Source organism: Mycolicibacterium canariasense, assembly GCF_002101555.1.
Lineage (GTDB): Bacteria > Actinomycetota > Actinomycetes > Mycobacteriales > Mycobacteriaceae > Mycobacterium > Mycobacterium canariasense.
Genome location: NZ_LQOL01000100.1, coordinates 1 through 18,526, shown reverse-complemented (window position 1 = coordinate 18,526; position 18,526 = coordinate 1). Strand labels below are relative to the sequence as shown.

Annotated in this window: 19 protein-coding genes; 9 read left to right on the top strand and 10 right to left on the bottom strand. The window is 67.7% G+C overall.

Features of this window, described 5'->3' with window-relative positions; all coding sequences use genetic code 11:
• Window positions 1-2,672, bottom strand: a 2,672-nt coding sequence (locus AWB94_RS32360; protein WP_085122593.1) for an MMPL/RND family transporter, incomplete at its 3' end; no start/stop codon positions are given.
• Window positions 2,669-3,097: an MmpS family transport accessory protein gene (locus AWB94_RS32355; protein ID WP_062654727.1), complete on the bottom strand. Its 429-nt coding sequence runs from the start codon at window positions 3,095-3,097 to the stop codon at window positions 2,669-2,671. The genes AWB94_RS32360 and AWB94_RS32355, both read right to left, overlap by 4 nt.
• A gap of 321 nt (window positions 3,098-3,418) precedes the next feature.
• Here AWB94_RS32355 and AWB94_RS32350 point away from each other — a divergent pair, with 321 nt between their 5' ends.
• The 3 genes from AWB94_RS32350 to AWB94_RS32340 all read left to right on the top strand — a co-directional run bounded on the left by AWB94_RS32350 (window position 3,419) and on the right by AWB94_RS32340 (window position 6,085).
• Window positions 3,419-3,988, top strand: coding sequence for an Rv1352/Rv1906c domain-containing protein (locus tag AWB94_RS32350; protein WP_062654726.1), 570 nt, complete (start codon window positions 3,419-3,421; stop codon window positions 3,986-3,988).
• A gap of 104 nt (window positions 3,989-4,092) precedes the next feature.
• On the top strand, window positions 4,093-5,274 hold the full coding sequence (locus AWB94_RS32345; protein ID WP_062654725.1) for an acyltransferase family protein: 1,182 nt from the start codon (window positions 4,093-4,095) through the stop codon (window positions 5,272-5,274).
• Window positions 5,275-5,401: 127 nt separating this feature from the next.
• Window positions 5,402-6,085 (top strand): Rv0518 family GDSL lipase, encoded by a 684-nt coding sequence (locus tag AWB94_RS32340; RefSeq protein ID WP_409365951.1) that lies wholly within the window; start codon window positions 5,402-5,404, stop codon window positions 6,083-6,085.
• Here the strand turns inward: AWB94_RS32340 and AWB94_RS32335 are convergent.
• Window positions 6,064-6,744 (bottom strand): MOSC domain-containing protein, encoded by a 681-nt coding sequence (locus tag AWB94_RS32335; RefSeq protein ID WP_062654724.1) that lies wholly within the window; start codon window positions 6,742-6,744, stop codon window positions 6,064-6,066. The two genes, AWB94_RS32340 and AWB94_RS32335, sit on opposite strands and share 22 nt — an antisense overlap.
• Window positions 6,745-6,903: 159 nt before the next feature.
• The gene (locus AWB94_RS32330; protein ID WP_084394933.1) at window positions 6,904-7,623 is read right to left on the bottom strand and encodes a cutinase family protein; all 720 of its coding nucleotides are present in this window, start codon (window positions 7,621-7,623) and stop codon (window positions 6,904-6,906) included.
• 77 nt (window positions 7,624-7,700) lie between these two features.
• Here AWB94_RS32330 and AWB94_RS32325 point away from each other — a divergent pair, with 77 nt between their 5' ends.
• The 3 genes from AWB94_RS32325 to AWB94_RS32315 are packed head-to-tail and all read left to right on the top strand — an operon-like array spanning window position 7,701 to window position 11,064.
• A complete protein-coding gene (locus tag AWB94_RS32325; protein ID WP_109761961.1) occupies window positions 7,701-8,843 on the top strand; it encodes an alkaline phosphatase family protein in 1,143 nt (380 codons plus the stop codon).
• A 5-nt stretch (window positions 8,844-8,848) separates the two neighbouring features.
• Window positions 8,849-9,802, top strand: a complete 954-nt coding sequence (locus tag AWB94_RS32320; protein WP_062654723.1) for an enolase C-terminal domain-like protein — start codon at window positions 8,849-8,851, stop codon at window positions 9,800-9,802.
• A 5-nt stretch (window positions 9,803-9,807) separates the two neighbouring features.
• A complete protein-coding gene (locus AWB94_RS32315; protein WP_062654730.1) occupies window positions 9,808-11,064 on the top strand; it encodes a cytochrome P450 in 1,257 nt (418 codons plus the stop codon).
• Here the strand turns inward: AWB94_RS32315 and AWB94_RS32310 are convergent.
• The gene (locus AWB94_RS32310) at window positions 11,061-11,954 is read right to left on the bottom strand and encodes an aminoglycoside phosphotransferase family protein (protein ID WP_062654729.1); all 894 of its coding nucleotides are present in this window, start codon (window positions 11,952-11,954) and stop codon (window positions 11,061-11,063) included. The genes AWB94_RS32315 and AWB94_RS32310 overlap by 4 nt on opposite strands.
• A gap of 74 nt (window positions 11,955-12,028) precedes the next feature.
• On the opposite strand from AWB94_RS32310, the gene tpx reads away from it, so the two are divergent.
• Window positions 12,029-12,523 (top strand): thiol peroxidase, encoded by a 495-nt coding sequence (tpx, locus tag AWB94_RS32305; RefSeq protein WP_062654722.1) that lies wholly within the window; start codon window positions 12,029-12,031, stop codon window positions 12,521-12,523.
• 219 nt (window positions 12,524-12,742) lie between these two features.
• Entirely contained in the window at window positions 12,743-13,372 is a 630-nt protein-coding gene (ripD, locus tag AWB94_RS32300; RefSeq protein WP_062654721.1) for an NlpC/P60 family peptidoglycan-binding protein RipD, read from the top strand.
• A 33-nt stretch (window positions 13,373-13,405) separates the two neighbouring features.
• Here the strand turns inward: ripD and AWB94_RS32295 are convergent, their stop codons facing one another.
• The 4 genes from AWB94_RS32295 to AWB94_RS32280 all read right to left on the bottom strand — a co-directional run bounded on the left by AWB94_RS32295 (window position 13,406) and on the right by AWB94_RS32280 (window position 17,301).
• Window positions 13,406-13,963 (bottom strand): DUF4334 domain-containing protein, encoded by a 558-nt coding sequence (locus tag AWB94_RS32295; RefSeq protein WP_062654720.1) that lies wholly within the window; start codon window positions 13,961-13,963, stop codon window positions 13,406-13,408.
• A 38-nt stretch (window positions 13,964-14,001) separates the two neighbouring features.
• Window positions 14,002-16,347 carry an ATP-binding cassette domain-containing protein gene (locus AWB94_RS32290; RefSeq protein WP_062654719.1) on the bottom strand — a complete coding sequence of 782 codons (2,346 nt, stop codon included), beginning with the start codon at window positions 16,345-16,347 and terminating at the stop codon, window positions 14,002-14,004.
• A gap of 88 nt (window positions 16,348-16,435) precedes the next feature.
• Window positions 16,436-16,855 (bottom strand): VOC family protein, encoded by a 420-nt coding sequence (locus AWB94_RS32285; RefSeq protein ID WP_062654728.1) that lies wholly within the window; start codon window positions 16,853-16,855, stop codon window positions 16,436-16,438.
• Window positions 16,856-16,860: 5 nt separating this feature from the next.
• Window positions 16,861-17,301 (bottom strand): helix-turn-helix transcriptional regulator, encoded by a 441-nt coding sequence (locus AWB94_RS32280; protein ID WP_062654718.1) that lies wholly within the window; start codon window positions 17,299-17,301, stop codon window positions 16,861-16,863.
• A gap of 25 nt (window positions 17,302-17,326) precedes the next feature.
• On the opposite strand from AWB94_RS32280, the gene AWB94_RS32275 reads away from it, so the two are divergent.
• Complete coding sequence (locus AWB94_RS32275) at window positions 17,327-17,704, top strand: NYN domain-containing protein (RefSeq protein ID WP_062654717.1); 378 nt, start codon at window positions 17,327-17,329, stop codon at window positions 17,702-17,704.
• Here AWB94_RS32275 and AWB94_RS32270 read toward each other — a convergent pair.
• A complete protein-coding gene (locus AWB94_RS32270; RefSeq protein WP_062654716.1) occupies window positions 17,693-18,430 on the bottom strand; it encodes a phytanoyl-CoA dioxygenase family protein in 738 nt (245 codons plus the stop codon). The two genes, AWB94_RS32275 and AWB94_RS32270, sit on opposite strands and share 12 nt — an antisense overlap.
• Window positions 18,431-18,526 lie beyond the last annotated feature (96 nt).

Below are 18,526 nucleotides of genomic sequence, written 5' to 3'. Positions count from 1 at the left end.
ACCAGGCCCGCGGAGGTGACCACCGATCCGGTGCCGCCCATCGAGCGGATGATGCCGGTGTTCAGCCCGGCATGGATCTCCTCCTTGAACCGGGACACCAACAACAGGTTGTAGTCGGATCCGACGGCCAACAGGATGATCACCGACATGGCCAACACCATCCAGTGCAGCGGGGTGCCCAGCAGGTGCTGCCACAACAGCACCGACAGGCCGAACGACGCCCCGAGCGAGAGCACCACCGTGCCGACGATGACCGCGGCGGCGACCACCGCGCGGGTGATGATCAGCATGATGATGAAGATCAGGCACAGCGAAGCGATCCCGGCGATGACCAGATCCCAGTTCGCCCCCTCTTGCATGTCCTTGAAGGTGGCGGCGGTTCCGGCCAGGTAGATCCTGGAACCCTCCAGCGGGGTGCCCTTGATGGCCTCCTTGGCGGCCTGCTTGATGGCCTCGATATGCGAGATACCCTCCGGGCTCATCGGATCGCCGTCATGGCTGATGATGAACCGCACCGATTTCCCGTCGGGCGAGATGAAGTTCTTCATGCCGTTCTTGAATTCGGGGTTGTCGAAGGTTTCCGGCGGCAGGTAGAACGAATCGTCGTTGCGGGCCGCGTCGAAGGCTTCGCCCATCGCCGACGAATTGTCCTGCATGGCCGACATCTGATCCTGTATGCCCTTCTGGGTCTGATACATGGTCAGCATGTAGGTCTTCATGTTCTTCATCGTCGCGATCATCGACGGCATCAACGCCACCATCTGCGGCATCAGGGTGTCCAGGCGTTCCATGTCCGGCATCAACTGCTGGATGTCGTCGGTCATGGTGTCGATCCCGTCCAGGGTGTCGAAGATCGACCGGATCGCCCAGCACGACGGAATGTCGTAGCAGTGCGGCTCCCAGTACAGGTAGTTGCGGATCGGGCGGAAGAAATCATCGAAATCGGCGATATGGTCCCGCAATTCGGCCACATCGACGGTCATGTTCTTCATCTTGGTGACCATCGAATGCGTGGTGGCCGCCATCTGCGCCGTGATGCTCTGCATCTTGGTCATGTTGTCGATGGTGGTCTGCATATCGTCGGCCTGCTTGAGCATGTTGGCCATCATGTCCTGCTGGTACTTCTCGTTCATCTTCTGAGAGGTGCCCTGCATGCTGATCTGGAACGGGATCGAGGTGTGCTCGATCGGCGTGCCCTGAGGCCGGGTGATGGCCTGCACCCGCCCGATACCCGGAGTGCGGAACACCGCTTTGGCGATCTTGTCGATCACCAGGAAATCAGCCGAGTTACGCAGATCGTGATCGCTTTCGATCATCAACAGTTCCGGATTCATCCGGGCCTGGTTGAAATGCCGGTCCGCCGCCGCGTAGCCGACGTTCGCCGGAATGTCGGCGGGCAGGTAATTGCGGTCGTTGTACCCGGCGCGGTACCCGGGCAAGGTCAGCAGGCCCACCATCGACAGCGCAATCGTGGCCACCAGCACCGGACCCGGCCAACGCACGATGATCGCGCCGATCTTGCGCCAGCCCCGGATGCGCATCGCGCGCTTGGGCTCCAGGGTCTGGCCAAAGCGCGAAGCCACGGTGACAACGGCGGGCCCGAGCGTCAGGGCAGCGAAGACCGCGACCATCATGCCGATGGCCAGCGGGATACCGAGAGAGACGAAATAGGGCAGCTTGGTGAAGTGCAGGCAGAACGTCGCGCCCGCGATCGTCATACCCGAGCCCAGGATCACGTGGGCAGTGCCGTGATACATCGTGTAATACGCCGACTCGCGGTCCTCACCCACGCTGCGGGCTTCCTGATAGCGGCCGATCAGGAAGATCGCATAGTCCGTCGACGCGGCGATGGCCAACGTCACCAACAGGTTCGTCGCGAACGTCGAGAGCCCGATGATGTCGTGGTAGCCGAGGAAGGCGATGAATCCGCGGGTGATACCGAGCTCGACGGCAACCATGGCCAGCACCAGGAAAACCGTCACCACCGATCGGTAGATCAGCAGCAACATCACGATGATCACGCCGAAGGTCAGCATGGTGATCATCTGCATGCTGCGGTCACCGGCGATGTGCTGATCGGCCATCAACGCCGACGGGCCGGTGACGAACACCTTGAGACCCGGCGGCGGGGTCATACCGTCGATGATCTTCTGGGTGGCCTCGACGGACTCGTTGGCCAGCGACTCGCCCTGATTCCCGGCCAGGTACACCTGCACGTAGGTGGCCTTGCCGTCGGCGCTCTGCGCACCGGCCGCGGTCAGCGGATCACCCCACATATCCTGGATGTGCTCGACATGCTTGGTGTCGGCTTCCAGCTTCTTGATCATCTCGTCGTAGAACTTGTGCTCCGCGTCGCCGAGTTGGTGGTCGGCCTCCAGCACCACCATCGCCGAGCTGTCCGATTTGAACTCGCCGAAGTCGGCGCCGATGCGCTTCATCGAGATCATCGACGGGGCGGTATCGGGACTCATCGACACCGAGCGGAGCTTCCCGACCTCTTCGAGCTGGGGGACGATCACGTTGAGCAGCACCATGATGGCGATCCAGCCGAGGATGATCGGCAGGGCCAGGGTCCGGATGGTGCGCGGAATGAAGGTGCGGTTCGGCTGCTTCACCGCCGGGATGGCGTCGGTCGGCGGATCGGTTGGGGTGGCACCGGGCATGGTGGTCATGCCGACTTCACCAGGCAGTACGTATGCGCACCGACGCCGTCCACGGTCCGTTCGTCCTTGACCTCGTCGTCGACCGTGATACGGCAGGACAGGCTGTCACCGTCACCCTGTGCGGAGATGGTGGGGAACACCGACGGCGCGGTGGTGCTGAGCGTCAATGTCCAGGGCAGCGGGGCGTTGTCGACCCGCTGCGGCTTGGCGTCGAGGTCCATGTAGTTGATGTTGGCGGTGGCGCCGGAACCCCAGATCTCGTACTTGACCACCTTGGGGTCGAACGGCTCGCTCTCGTCGGAGGCACTGTTCTCGGTCGAGACGTAACCGGGACCGGTGCCGAAGAACGTGCGGACCCGCATCACGGTGAACGTGGCAACGCCGACCACGATCACGATGACCAGTGGAATCCAGATGCGTTTGAGCACGTTCATCGAGTTCGAGTTCCCCCGTTGGGTTGTTTCGCCGCATTCACCAGGCGTCTTATGATCGCCACAGGTTAGCTTATGTAACTGAGAGCTTAGGCCATATAACAGAGTGACGTGCCGTACATATTTTGCAACGTCGAGTGCCCCTTTCGCCAACGCTCGCAGCGGTCCCTTCTGACCCGGTCTACCTGTGCATATACCGCTGAGATCGGTGAGCCGCGGGGGACCGTGGTACTCGGGCGCGCAGGGCCGTGGCGCAGGGGCGGAAGCCACTCATCGCGTCCTCAGGTTGCCGGACCCGCCCGGCGCGGGCCTACCCTGAGGTGTATGAGGTCGAAACTGCGGGTGATCCCCACCCTGGCCGGCACGGCGCTGGCCGCGTTCACGCTCCTCGGTTGGAGCGGTGCCGCGACGGCCATGGCCGATCCGGCCACTCCGACGCCTGCGCCGGCGCCCGCATCGCCGGCCGCACCGAAGAACGTCATCGACCACGACGGTTCCTTCGTGGTGGGGACCGACATCGTCCCCGGCGTGTACGCCTCGGCCGGACCGGTCGGCGACGGCACCTGCTCCTGGCGCCGGATCGCCGCGGCGCCGGCCGGGCAGACCGGCGACACGATCGACCGGGCCTTCACCCACGAGGCGCAGGTGGTCCAGATCGACGCCACCGACGGCATGTTCAAGACCACCGGCTGCCAGACCTGGCAGCTCACCGACCAGGCACCGCCAGGGCCCGGACTGCCGCCGGTGTTGCAGGGCCTCAAGCTCAAGGCCTACCTCGACGGCCTCAATCGCAATGCCGCGCAATACAACGCCACCCATCCCGACGACCCGGCGGCACCCAGCTCACCCGAACCCGCACCCGCACCAGGACCCGCACCCGCCCCGGCGCCCTGACCCGTTCACCGCGTCGTTGACAGGAATCGCGCAGGGTTCACTTCGCGGCCGTCGATCCGTTGCGCTGATACCCTTTGCACGGAATCGGCCACGGAAAGAGTGTTGTGCGTAGCGGAGAGATCAAGGCCCTCACCGGCCTTCGCATCTTCGCCGCCGTCTGGGTGGTGCTCTTCCACTTCCGCCCGCTGCTGCACGAAGCCGCCCCGGATCTCAGCGAGGCACTGGCACCGATCCTGAACTGCGGCGCCCAGGGCGTCGACCTGTTCTTCATCCTCAGCGGCTTCGTGCTGACCTGGACCTACATCGACAAGATGGGCAAGAACTGGTCCACCAGGGCCACCCTGCACTTCCTCTGGATGCGGCTGGCCCGCGTGTGGCCGGTCTATCTGGTCACGCTGCACCTGGCCGCGCTGTGGATCATCTTCACCCTCTACGTCGGACACGTGCCGTCGGAGAATGTGCACACCCTCACCGCGGTGAGCTACATCCGGCAGCTGTTCCTCGTGCAGTTGTGGTTCCAACCCTTCTTCGACGGCTCCAGCTGGGACGGGCCGGCATGGTCGATCAGCGCCGAATGGCTGGCATACCTGCTGTTCGGCGGGTTGGTGCTGGTCATCTTCCGGCTGGCCAGGGCGACGCGGGCCCGCACCCTGCTGTGGCTGGCGTTCGCGGTGACCCTGCCGCCGGTGATGTTCCTGCTGGCCAGCGGGCACTTCTACACCCCGTGGAGCTGGCTGCCGCGCATCATCATGCAGTTCACCGCCGGCGCCATCGCATGCGCGGCGGTCCGCAGGCTCAATCCGTCCGACCGCACCCGCACCCTTGCCGGGGTGGCGGCGGTACTTCTGGTGGCGGCGCTCATCGGCGCGCTGTACTGGTTCGACGCGCACCCCATCCCGGACGTCATCGACAGCGGCGGCGTGCTGGACCTACTGTTCGTGCCGCTGGTGGTGACGCTGGCGATCGGCAGCGGAACCCTGCCCAGCCTGCTGTCGATGCGGGTGCTCACCTATGGCGGGCAGATCTCGTTCAGCCTGTACATGGTGCACGAGATCGTGCACACCGCATGGAACTGGGCGGTGCTGCAATTCGAGCTCACCCTCACCGGGCCGGCCGGCAAATGGATCCTGGCGGGCTTGTTCGCGATCGCGTTCGCCGCGGCCGCCGCGCTGTACCACTTCGTCGAGGAGCCGGCGCGCAGGTGGATGCGCAGGATGGTCGACGTCAAAGACGCCACACCGACGGTGCAGCCGGTCGGCAGGGACGACCGCAAGCTGTCCGCCTGAGCGTCCGCTGTGGGCCGGACGTGACGAATAGCACTGCGCGGCAAACCAACTGACCGGGAGCCAGTAGGCTGTCGGCGGAGCTGATCTTGTTGATGCCCGAATCATCTCGGACCGAGAGGGGAGACCATTGCGCCGCTTTGCCGTGGTCATGACGTCGCTGGCGGTGGTGGCCGGACTGGGCACTTCCCGTCCGGTCCAGGTGATGACCGTCAGCCGGGACGCGCCGATCAGCCACATCGCCGTCATCGGCGATTCGTACACCACCGGAACCAACATCGGTGGGATGGGCAACAAGGGCTGGCCGACCCAAGCCTGGCGCGACCTGGCACGGCAGGGAAAGCCGGTGGCCGCGGACGTGGCTTCCGAAGGCCGGGCCGGATACGCGGTCCGCGGTGACCACGGCAGCCTCTTCGTGGATCTCACGGCCCGTGCTGTCCGTCCCGACGATGTCCTGGTGGTGTTCTTCGGTTCCCGCAACGACGAGCCCGCCGACCCGCTGGCGCTGAGCGGAATGGCTTGGAGCGCTTTCGATTCCGCGCGGCGCACGGCGCCGGCGGCCAAGCTGCTGGTGATCGGGCCACCGTGGCCGACCGCCGACGTGCCCGGCAAGGTGCTGCAGATCCGCGATGCCCTCGGCAACGTTGCCAGGGCATTCGGCGCGGTGTTCATCGACCCGATCGCCGAACGCTGGTTCGTCGGGCGCCCGGACCTGATCGGCTCAGACGGCGTGCATCCCACCGACGCCGGGCACACCTATCTGGCGGATCGGATCGCGTCGCTGGTCGGCGATCAGCTCCCCGCAGCGCCCTGAACCTGCGCCGCCCGCCGCCTGGCCTTGTCCTTGATGTCCTCGGGTAGCGCATCGGCGGCCAGCACCGACGGCAGCATGGCGCCCTCCAGGGTCATGGCGCGGAACACCAAGCCGACGGTGATCTCATGGTGGGGCCGGTGGATCACCTCGATCGGGTCGCCGGCGCGTACCGTTCCCGGCGTGACCACCCGCAGGTAGGCGCCCGGGACCGCGGACGTGGTGAACGTCTTGACCCACCCGTTGATCTCCAGCCACAGGGCGAAGGTGCGGCAGGGAATCCGGGGGCGGGAGACCTCCAGTTCCAGACCTCCGGAGCCCACCCGCCACCGCTCACCCACCACGGCGTTGGTGACGTCGACACCGGTGGTGGTGAAGTTCTCCCCGAACGCCCCGTTGGCGATGTCCCGCTCGAGTTCGGTTTCCCAGGCGTCGAGATCCTCTCGGGCGTAGGCATACACCGCCTGGTCGTCGCCGCCGTGGAAGGCCTGATTGCCGATCAGGTCACCCACCAGACCGCTGCCCAGTCCGCCCTGCATCGGTCCGGGAGAGCGCACCTCGACTGCGCCGTCGACGGGTCGCTTGTCGATCCCGGTCTGCAGGCGGCCGTCATCGGGGCTGGTCCGTGGTTGGGCGATGTTCACCGTCAGCACGCGCGACATGATGACCAGACTAGAGGGTGGGAACGAATCGGGCCGATTTGACGACTTCCCACTACGGAGATCGCTCCATGATCGCGAAAACACTTCTGTCCGAACCGGTCTACGCCCTCATCGACCGAGCCACCGAAGTCAAGCGCACGGTCCACGGCACCGCGCCGCTCAGAACACCCGCTGTGCGACGAAGTCGGCCGCCTCGACGGGCGCCTCGGTGCGGGCGTAGTTGCCGTGGACCAGGCTGATCCCGCCGCCGCCCGCACAGATCAGGTCGCCGGGCAGGCAGATGTTGATCGTCTTGTCGGCGACCAGTGGGCCGATCACCACCGGCGGTGCACCGATCGTGCTGACCACACCGTCCGACGGCGTACCGAACAGCGCCACCGCGGCGATATGCTGAGCCGTCTGCGCCGACATCGGCCCGTTGATGCCCTCGGGCACGATGTAGCCGGGCGGGATGGCCGGGCCGGTGACGTAGCCGATCACGGCGGCGCCCTGGGAGCTGCCGCCGAGTACCAGTTTGGTGTTCGGGCAGTTCGCCGCCATCGCGTTGACGTGGTTCATCGCGTCGATGACACCATCGGAAGCAGTCGGAAAGTCGTTGCTGGCGGGGTAGTTCACCGCGTAGTCGGTCACCGTGCGGGATCCGGCACGGGCCCGGACCTCGTTCACGAATGCCTGCCCGACGGAGCCCAGCCCGGGTGGCTCGGTCGTCCCGCGGGCGAAGGTCACATCCACGTCGGGGCAGGGATCGGCCGCCGCGCTCGGTGCGCCGGGGAAGACGGCCAGTGTCCCGCCCAGTGCCGAGGCCAGAGCGCCAAGCAGCGCCCCACTCGCCAGCCGACCCCGCCGGCCTCGGGCGGCTCTACCGTCACTGGTGTTCATCCGGTTGCTCCCAAATCCTCGCTCAGCGGCCATGGTAGTGGGCCGGCCAAGCGCGGCTCGCGGCCTACCCTGACCTCATGTTCATCACCCCCCACTACGGTGGCGGCGCCCTGGCCGATCTGCTGCCGTCGGTGCTCGGCGCGCTCGGCGTGCCGGGCGAGCAGGACCGCATCGGCCTCGGGTTGGGCGACGTCCGCCGGGTGGCGGTGCTGTTGGTCGATGGAATGGGCGCCGAGTTGGTGGCGGCCCGGCGCGAGGCCGCACCGTTTCTGGACGGCGTCACCGGCCGGACGCTGACCGCGGGCTTCCCCAGCACCACCGCGGCCAGCCTGGCGTCGCTGGGCACCGGTGTTCCCGCCGGGGAGCACGGGCTGGTCGGTTACCTGCTCGCCGTACCCGGCCACGAGCGGATGATGAACCCGCTCAAATGGCGGCTGGTGGGCCAGGGGCCTCGCGTCGATTTGCTCAAAGAGCTTGTGCCCGAAGAGTTTCAACCGCTTCCCACGGTATTCGAGCGAGCGACGGCCGACGGCGTGGCCGTCACGCAGGTGGCGCCGATGTACCAGGCCGGATCGGGGCTGACGCGGGCGGCGTTGCGCGGCGGCGAGTTTCGGCCGAACTTCTCGGCGGGGGATCTGGCCGACGGTGTCCTCGCGGCCTTGCGGAGCGGGGAACGCGCCCTAGTCTACGCCTACCACGGTGACCTGGACATGACCGGGCACGTGCGCGGACCGGCGTCGGAGGCCTGGGCGCTGGAATTGGCTCATATCGACCTGACGATCCGCGCGATCGCCGAGCGCCTGCCCGCCGATACCGCCCTGCTGGTAACCGCCGACCACGGTATGGTGCACGTCGAATCGCCGGTGGACTTCGACCGGGAACCGTTGCTGCAGAACAGTGTTCGCGGCCTCGGTGGTGAGCCGCGCGCACGGCACGTCCATACCGAGCCGGGGGCCGGACCCGACGTGGCCGCCGCCTGGCGTGAGCTGCTCGGCACCGATTTCACCGTGCTCACCCGCCAGGAAGTGATCACCGCCGGTTGGTTCGGTCCGGCGGTCGGTGCACACGTGGCGCCACGGATCGGCGATGTCGTGGTGGTGGCCCACGGCAACGGCGCGGTCATCCGGTCCGGGGTCGAACCGCTGCAGTCGAATCTCATCGGCCACCACGGGTCGCTGACCGCGGCGGAGATGCTGGTCCCGCTGTACGTGATTCGATAGCGCCTGTGCAGACGCTCATCGACCTCGACAACGCGCGGCCCTTCGCCGTCCCGGTGCTCGACCCGGTGCGGGGATCGACGATGGCCGAGGGCCTGCTCGTCGAGGGGCCGCAGGGCTGGGGGGAGTTCAGCCCAGCGCAGGACGCCGACGCCGGGCAGCTCGGTCGCTGGCTGACCGCGGCCACCGAGCCGGGCACCATCGGCTGGCCCGATGCGGTCCGGGGCCGGGTGCCGGTGGCGGTCAGCGTGCCGGCCGTCGGCCCGGTCCGAGCGCGCGAGATCGTGCGGGCGGCCGGCTGCCGGACCGCCGATGTCGAGGTGGGTGACCCGGTCCACGGGCTCGCCGGCGACGCGGCGCGGGTGGCCGCGGTGCGCGCCGAGCTGGGGACGTCCGGGCTCATCCGCTGCGACGCCCGGGGCCGCTGGGAGCCCGCCGAAGCGGTGAACGCGATCGCGGCACTGGAGCAGGCGGCCGGCGGCGTCGAGTTCGTGGCCCAGCCGTGCCGCGAGTTGCAACAGGTGGCCTGGGTGCGGGCCAGGGTGGCGGTCCGGATCGCCGCCGACGCCGGCGACCCGCACCGCGTGCGGGAAGCCGCCGATATCGCCGTGCTGCGCTGCGGCCGCCTGGGCGGGGCACGCCGCGCGCTGCGGGTCGCCGAGCTGGCCGGTCTGCCGTGTGTGGTCGTCTCCGACGCCTGGACCGGGATCGGCGTGGCGACCGGTCTCGCCCTGGCCGGAGCCTTGCCGGAGCTCGGCTACGCCGCCGCCCTGGGCACCCGGCTGCTGCTGGGTGGGGATGTGGTGGGTGACGGACGGTCGCTGGTGCCGGTGGACGGCAGCCTGCCGGTGGCACCCATGCCGCCGGGGCCGGATCCCGGCCTGCTGGGGCGGTTCGCGCTGACCGATGCCGCCCGAATTGAACGCCTGCGTCAACAGTTGCGCGCAGCAACTGCACAATAGTGGCCATGAGGCGAACGCGGTCGGGGGCCGCCCCGCAGGTCCTGCTGGCGCAGGCGCTGGCCCCGGCAAACCGGACGGACCCATATCCGGTGTACCGGCAACTGCGTGAGCACGGTCCGCTGCACCTGCCGGAAGCCAATCTCATGGTGCTGTCCTCCTACGCTCACTGCGATGCCGTGCTGCGGCATCCGGCGGCGGCCAGCGACCGGAACAAGTCGACCATCGCGCAGCGCCAGCTCGCCGAGGGCAAGCAGCCGAGGCCGTTCGGGCTGGCCGGGCTGGTCGACCAGCGCCGGACGCCGGCGTTCTTGTTCCTGGACCCGCCGGACCACACCCGGCTGCGCAAGCTGGTCGTCAAGGCGTTCGCGCCGCGGGTGATCAGCGCGATGCAGGCCGAGATCACCGCGGTGGTGGACGATCTGCTGGACACCGCGCAGGCGAATGGCGAATTCGACGCGGTGACGGGCCTGGCCTATCCGCTCGCGGTCGCGGTGATCTGCCGGCTGCTCGGGGTGCCGGTCGAGGACGAGCCACAGTTCGGCCGGGCCAGCACCCTGCTCGGTCAGACCGTCGACCCGTTCCTCGCCGCCACCGGCGTGCCCGAGGGTTTCCACGAGCGCATCGAAGCCGGGAAGTGGCTGCGGTCCTATTTCCGCGAGCTCATCGCGCGCCGGCGCCGCGCTCCGGGCGACGACCTGATCTCGGCGCTGGTCGCCGTCGAGGAATCCGGTGACCAGCTGACCGAGGACGAGATCATCTCGACCTGCAACCTGCTGCTGATCGCCGGCCACGAGTCGACGGTGAGTCTGATCGCGACGGCCATCCTGGTGATGCTGCGCAACCCGGCGCAGTGGGAGGCGCTCGGAACCGACCCCGGGCGCGCCGCCCGGGTGGTGGAGGAGACGCTGCGCTGGGACCCGCCGGCCCAATTGCTGGGGCGGATCGCCGCCGAGGACATCGTCCTGCCGGACGTCACGGTGCCCAAGGGCGACACCATGATCGTGCTGCTCGCCGCCGCCCACCGCGACCCCGCAGTCAACGCCCGGCCGGACGATTTCGACCCGGATCGCGGCACCATCCGGCATCTGGGCTTCGGGCACGGCACGCATTTCTGTCTGGGTGCTGCCCTGGTCCGGATGGAAGCCTCGATCGCGTTGTCGGCGGTGACGGCCCGCTTCCCGGGCGCCCGGTTGGCGGGGGAGCCGGTGTACAAGCCGAACGTGACACTGCGCGGCATCTCGTCGCTGCCTGTGCTGATTTAGTCCTGCACGGCCTTGGCGATCGCCACGCAGGTGGTCAGCCAGTGTGGGTCCGGTTCGGCCTGCTCGGTCAGCTCCCACATCGCGTTGTGGATCACCCGTACCGTCACCCAGGCCCGGGCCCGATCGGCGTCCAGCCCGGCGGCGTCGACCAGGGCGTAGAACCGACGCCGCACACCATCGCGGACGTACCCGGTCAGCTCGTCCCATCGGTTCCACAGCATGGGCGCGAGCTCGTAGTGCGGGTCACCGTTCATCGGTTTCGGGTCGATCGCCAGCCACGGCTCCCGGTCGGCGGCCAGCACGTTGGTGTAATGCAGGTCGCCGTGGATCAACGTCCCGCCGCATGCGGCGTCGGTGGCGAAATCGTCGCCCAGGCTGATCGCCTGTTCCACCAGCCGACGCGGCACCGCCGCGTTGCGGGGCAGCGCTCGCAGCGCGGCCGTCCACTCCCGGACGAAGCCGGCCAGCGGTCGCAGCTGCGGCAGGGCGGCGACGTGGATGCGCCCGTACAGCCCGGCAACCACCTCGCACGCTTCGATATCCCACAGCTCCTCGAGGTTCCGGTTCTGCAGCCGCTCCAGCAGCATGGACCGGGAATGCGGATCGGCGCGCATCAGCCGGACCGCCCCGGAACCGCCCCAGCGGCGCAGGGCCAGATGCTCGTGCTCGGATTCCACATCGGGGAACGCCACCTTCAACACGGCGGCATCGCCGTCTGCGGTGCGCACCGGCACCACGATCGAGCAGAACCCATGGTTGGGTGCGCCCTCGGGGGTGAGGTTCCAGCCGTCCAGCTGCGCGGTGACCACGGTGGGCAGGCGATCCACCCAGGCCTGCCACTGCGGTCCCCGAGCGGCCATGGCCGTCACCGCGTCGGGAAGGACGATCACCGTCTCATCCTGCCAGCGCGGCAATCCCGCACCTGGCCTGCACACCGCACCGCATCTTTGACAGACTGGTCGGCATGGCACAGATAACCATCAAGGGAAACCCCATCCACACCGTCGGCGAGCTTCCTGCTGTGGGAGCGCCGGCGCCGGCTTTCTCCCTCACCGGCACCGATCTGGCGCCCGTCAGCAGCGACCAGTTCAGCGGCAAGTCCGTCGTGCTGAACATCTTCCCGTCGGTTGACACGCCGGTGTGCGCCACCAGCGTCCGGACTTTCAACGAGCGAGCCGCCGCCGGCGGTGCCACCGTGGTGAACGTGTCCAAGGACCTGCCGTTCGCGCAGAGCCGGTTCTGCGGAGCCGAGGGGATCGAGAACGTCATCACGGCATCGGCGTTCCGGGACAGCTTCGGTGAGGACTACGGCATCACCCTCGTCGACGGTCCGTTCGCCGGGTTGCTGGGCCGGGCCGTTGTGGTGATCGGTGCCGACGGCAAGGTCGCCTACACCGAACTGGTACCCGAGATCGCGGAGGAGCCGAACTACGACGCTGCGCTCGCAGCGGTGAAGTAAGCTCCCGCCCCACACGCCGTAAAAGCGCCGGTTCGCACAGCGAATCGGCGCTTTTCCGTGTCGGCGGTCACCGTTCGGTTACGGTATTGCATCTCATCAGCGTTGTGCCGCATGGAATTTGGGTTGTCGGCCGAGCGGACGGTAGAAATGTCTGCAGTGGCCGTCAATTTCGTGGTCACGCCGTGAATCCCGCGTGAATTGCAGAGAGTTGAGGTTCGGATGAAGCGCATCTGTGCCTTGTTGATCGGCTTGGCAGTGTTGCTGGCCACCCCCGGTGTCGCCGCCGCGGACCCGTTCGGCCGGCCCGCACGCAACCAGCAGGCGATCGACTTCGTGATCGCGCGGGCACTGTCCCAGCGCGGGGTTCCCTACACCTACGGTGGCGGCAACGCCAGCGGGCCGACTCGCGGTGTGCCGCAGGACGTCACGCCGCTGGCTGCCGACCCCGCCGCCGGGTTCGGCACACCCCAGGTCGCCGCAGGAGCCCCGGGGTTGGTCCCGGGTCTGAACTTCCCCGGATTGACCGCGCCGGCGGCCGCGGCGGCGCCGACGGTCGACCCCAACGCCAACGTGGTCGGGTTCGATGCGTCCGGTCTGATCGTCTACGCCTTCGCCGGTGTCGGGCTCAAACTGCCCCGATCCTCCGGCGAGCAGTACAAGGTGGGTCAGAAGGTGCTGCCGTCGCAGGCGTTGCCCGGCGACCTGATCTTCTTCGGACCGGACGGCACCCAGAGTGTGGCCTTGTTCCTGGGTAACGGCCAGATGCTGGAGGCCACCAGCCCGGCGGTCACGGTGTCACCGGTGCGCACCGACACCATGGCGCCGTACCTGGTCCGCCTCATCGCCTAGCCCGTCGCTACGGCGACCTGCACACATCGCGGATCAGGTCAGCACCGGCAGCGACGTGTCCCGGCGCAACACGAAGAAGTAGGGCCGGGAAACCCCGCGCAGATCCATCGCGCCGATCACCTCGTCGTCGGACAGTCTGCGGAACAGGTCGTTGATGGGCAGCTGGTCGTAGATCATCGTGGCGGTGTCGATGTCGCGATACCGGGTGGTGCGCAGCCGGGCCTTGGGGGCGGAGGTGCGCAGAACCGGTCGCAGTGTGGCGATCGGCCGTTGCAGCGACACGGTTTTCAGAATCGGTAGCTTGCTGGTCGGGCCGAGTCCGGCGAAGGCGAGCAGCGGGTTCATCGCCCACAGCGCGGTGCGGTCGGCGGTGGGAAACAGCAACGGATGAACCTTCTCGGCGCTCAGGAACTGCTTGCCCCACCACCCACTGGCGGCCAGTAGGCCGTCCAGCGGATGCCCGGTCGGCAGTTCCGCGCCGCGCCAGGTGCCGAGCATGAAGTCGGGCTCCACCGCAGGTGCGGCGTCGAACACGTCGAGTGCCTCGTCGGTGGTGGTGGGCACGGTCGGCAGAACGTCCTGGGCGAGCATCCACCGACCATACTTGACAGGCGTCAAGTCGGGCAATGTCAGGCGCCGACGTAGGCCGCCAGGTGCTCGCCGGTCAGCGTGCCACGCTGTTCGACGAGGGTGCTCGGCGTGCCCTCGAACACCACCCGGCCACCGTCGTGCCCCGCGCCGGGGCCCAGATCGATGATCCAGTCCGCATGCGCCATCACCGCCTGATGGTGCTCGATCACGACGACCGACTTGCCGGAGTCGACGATCCGGTCGAGCAGCGCCAGCAGTTGCGCGACATCGGCCAGATGCAGGCCCGAGGTCGGCTCGTCCAGGACGTAGACGTCGGCCTTCTCGCCCAGATGGGTGGCCAGCTTCAACCGCTGCCGCTCCCCGCCGGACAGTGTGGTCAGCGGCTGGCCCAACGTCAGATATCCGAGACCCACATCGGCCAGGCGTTCCAGGATCTTGTACGCCGCAGGCAGGGACCTCGCGAAGAAGTCCAGCGCGTCGGACACCGACATCGTCAGTACCTCACTGATGTTGCGGCCGTCCACGGTGTATTCGAGGACCGCGGCGTCGAACCGCCGACCCTCGCACTCCTCGCAGGTGGTGGCCACCCCGGCCATGATGGCCAGGTCGGTGTAGACGACACCGGCGCCCTTGCACGTGGGGCAGGCGCCTTCGGAATTGGCGCTGAACAGGGCCGGTTTCACGCCGTTGGCCTTGGCGAACGCCTTGCGGATGGGCTCGAGTAGTCCGGTGTACGTCGCCGGGTTGCTGCGCCGGGAACCCCGGATGGGGGACTGGTCGACGGCCACCACACCGGCACGGCCGGCCACCGATCCGTGGATCAAGGAACTCTTTCCGGACCCGGCCACCCCGGTGACCACCACGAGCACACCGAGCGGGATATCGACGTCCACTCCGGCCAGGTTGTGGGTATCGGCACCGCGCACCTCCAAGGCTCCGGTGGGTTCGCGCACGGCGTCCTTCAACGCGGCCCGGTAATCGAGATGCCGCCCGGTCAGGGTGGCGCTCTTGCGCAGTTGTGCCACGGTCCCTTCGAACACGACCTCGCCGCCCGCGGCGCCCGCACCCGGGCCGAGGTCCACGACATGGTCGGCCACCGCGATCGCCTCGGGCTTGTGTTCGACCACCAACACGGTGTTGCCCTTGTCCCGCAACCTCAACAACAGGTCGTTCATCCTGGCGATATCGTGCGGATGCAGACCCACCGTTGGCTCGTCGAACACGTAGGTGACATCGGTCAGCGACGATCCGAGCTGGCGGATCATCTTGACCCGCTGGGCTTCTCCGCCCGACAGCGTGCCGGACGGTCGGTCCAGCGACAGGTAACCCAGCCCGATCTCGACGAAGGAGTCCAGGGTGTGGCGCAGCGCGGTGGTCAGCGGTGCGACGGTGGGCTCCTCGATACCGGCGATCCACTCGGCCAGGTCACTGATCTGCATGGCGCACACGTCGGCGATGTTGCGGCCCTTGATCTTCGACGAGCGGGCCAGCTCCGACAGCCTGGTGCCGCCGCACTCCGGGCACACGGTGAAGGTCACCGCTCGTTCGACGAACGCACGGATGTGCGGTTGCATCGCGTCGACGTCCTTGGACAGGAAGGATTTCTGGATGGTCGGAATCAGGCCGGCGTAGGTGAGATTGATCCCGTCGACCTGAATCTTGGTGGGCTCCTTGTGCAGCAGCGCGTCCAGTTCCTTCTTGGTGAACCTGCGGATCGGTTTGTCCGGGTCGAAGAACCCGCACCCCCGGAAGATGCGGCCGTACCAGCCCTCCATGCTGTACCCGGGGATGCTCAACGCCCCTTCGTTGAGCGATTTGGCGTCGTCGTACAGGGCGGTCAGGTCGATATCGTTGATCGTGCCCCGCCCCTCGCACCGCGGGCACATCCCACCTGTGATGCTGAACTCGCGGCGCTCCTTGACGGTTTTGCCGCCGCGTTCCATCTTCACCGCTCCGGCGCCGCTGATCGAGGCCACGTTGAACGAAAATGCTTGCGGTGAACCGATATGCGGTTTGCCCAGCCTGCTGAACAGGATGCGCAGCATCGCCCCGGTGTCGGTGGCGGTGCCGACGGTGGAACGGGGGTCGGTGCCCAGGCGCTGCTGGTCGACGATGATGGCGGTGGTCAGGCCGTCCAGCACGTCGACATCGGGGCGGGCCAGCGTCGGCATGAACCCCTGCACGAAGGCGCTGTAGGTCTCGTTGACCAGGCGCTGCGATTCGGCGGCGATGGTGTCGAAGACCAGCGAGCTCTTACCCGAACCGGAGACCCCGGTGAACACCGTCAAGCGGCGCTTGGGTAGTGCGATGCTGACATCTTTGAGGTTGTTCTCCCGCGCACCGGTGACCCGGATCCGGTCATGGCTGTCGGCAATCGGACTCATCGTGTCGTGTTCGGCTCGATCGCCGCCGACACCGGCGCGGTCGCCGAGTCGCCATCAGATGTCCTCGCCATTGCCGACAATCCTTCCCTCAGTGCACTTCCTGGATGCGGATCATGGTGCCCGCCGGGTCACGCACGGCGCAGTCGCGGACGCCGTAGGGTTGGGCGGTCGGCTCTTGGACGATGTCGGTGTCGGTGGCCTGCAAGCGTTCGAAGGTGGCGTCGAGATCCTTGGTGCCCAGCACGATGATGGCGTAGGTGCCCTTTGCCATCATCTCGGCGATCGTGCGCCGTTCCGCATCGGTGGTGCCGGGGTCGGCCGCCGGTGGGTGCAGCACGATCGAGGTGCCCGGCTGGTTGGGCGGCCCCACCGTGATCCAGCGCATCTTGTCCGCGCCCACATCCAGACGGACCTCGAACCCGAGAACGTCGCGGTAGAACGCCAGCGACTCCTCCGGGTCGTCATGTGGCAGAAAGGTGTTGTGGATGGTGATGTCGCTGTTCGGCATGGAGTTCACGCTAGGTGCAGGCCCACTGCCGGGGCTTCTCGATTCCTGATCGGTTTGGTCACGTTCTTCTCCATACAGGACGGCAGCCCCTGGCGGGCGCCGGCGGTCTGATCGCGGTACACGCTCGGTGGTACGCACACCAGTTCGGTGAACCGGGTGCTGAAGGTGCCCAGTGACGAACAGCCCACCGCGAAGCACACTTCGGTGACCGTCCGGTCGCCGCGGCGCAGCAGCGCCATCGCACGCTCGATCCGGCGCGTCATCAGATAGGAGTACGGCGATTCGCCGAAGGCGAGTTTGAACTGTCGCGACAGGTGACCCGCGGACATGTTCACCCCGCGGGCCAGGGCCTCGACGTCGAGCGGCTGCGCGTACTCACGGTCCATCCGGTCCCGGACGCGGCGCAACAGCTTGAGGTCGCGCAGCCGCCGCTCCGTGGAGTCCATGTCCGGACTCTACTAACGTCGGGGTGTGCGCTGGATCGTCGATGCGATGAACGTGATCGGATCGCGGCCCGACGGCTGGTGGAAGGACCGGCACGGCGCCATGGTCGCGCTGGTGACGCGGCTGGAGGCCTGGGCCGCCGACGGTGATCAGGTGACGGTGGTCTTCGAGCGGCCGCCCTCGCCGCCCATCGGGTCCACGTCGATCCGGATCGCGCACGCCCCGGTCGCGGCCGCCGATTCCGCCGATGACGAGATCGTCCGGTTACTCGGTGACGACCCCGGCTGCGGTGCAATCACCGTCGTGACCTCGGATGCCGCCCTGGCCGGGCGGGCCCGCGCCGCCGGCGCGCAGGTGTACCCGGCCTCCGGGTTTCGCGCCCTGTTGGAGGCGTCAACTCGATGACCGGTTGATGATGGCTTCCCGCAACGTCTTTCGGTCCGATGGGGCGCTCAACGCCGCCGGATTCAGCGCCCGAACCTGCCGTGCCGTGAGGTGGGGCAGCATGGACTGAACGATGTGTCGGGGCGGCATGAACCGGGACAACGTGTGGCGCGGCCGGTCGCTGGTGTAGACGAAGGTCGCCGAGTAGCGGTCACCGCCGGTGGGGGCCTTGATCCGGTGCAACAGCCGGGCGGTGTCCGCGTACACCGCGGTGCCGGCCGGTCCCGTCACACTGCTCCAGTCCGACGCCGGGACCATCGAGGACACCGCCGTATCGGGCAGGAACGTCAGGCCGGGACGCACCCGCAGGGTCTGGCGGGCCAGGTCGCTGGCCGGCCGGCTGAGGAACTCGAACGGCCCGGTGTCGGCGTCGACATCGGTGAGGTAGACGATGACCTTCAGCATGCGCCGGTCTTCGACATCGAAGTGCCAGTGCCGAACAGGATGCCGCTCCCCGGTGGGGACGGTCCGTTCGGCGCGTACCTCGAGGCCCAGATAGCGCACCGGCAGCCCGATATGGCGTTCGGCGATGTCCAGATTCTGCTCGGTCAGTCCCCACAGGAACAGGGCCGGATCCGCCTCCAGCAGGCTCAGCGGCAGGTATCCGACGGCGTCGGTGGGGTTGTGCCGACGCAGCCACTCGACAGCGTGCCCCGCGGCGGCCGCGGCACTGGCGTCCAGTTGCACGCGACGAGTGGCGATATGAGGCTCTTCATGATTGAGGGTGTAGAACGGTCAGCTGCTGTCGGCCTGTGATTGGGGTGTCTGGTTGGCTGGGTGTGT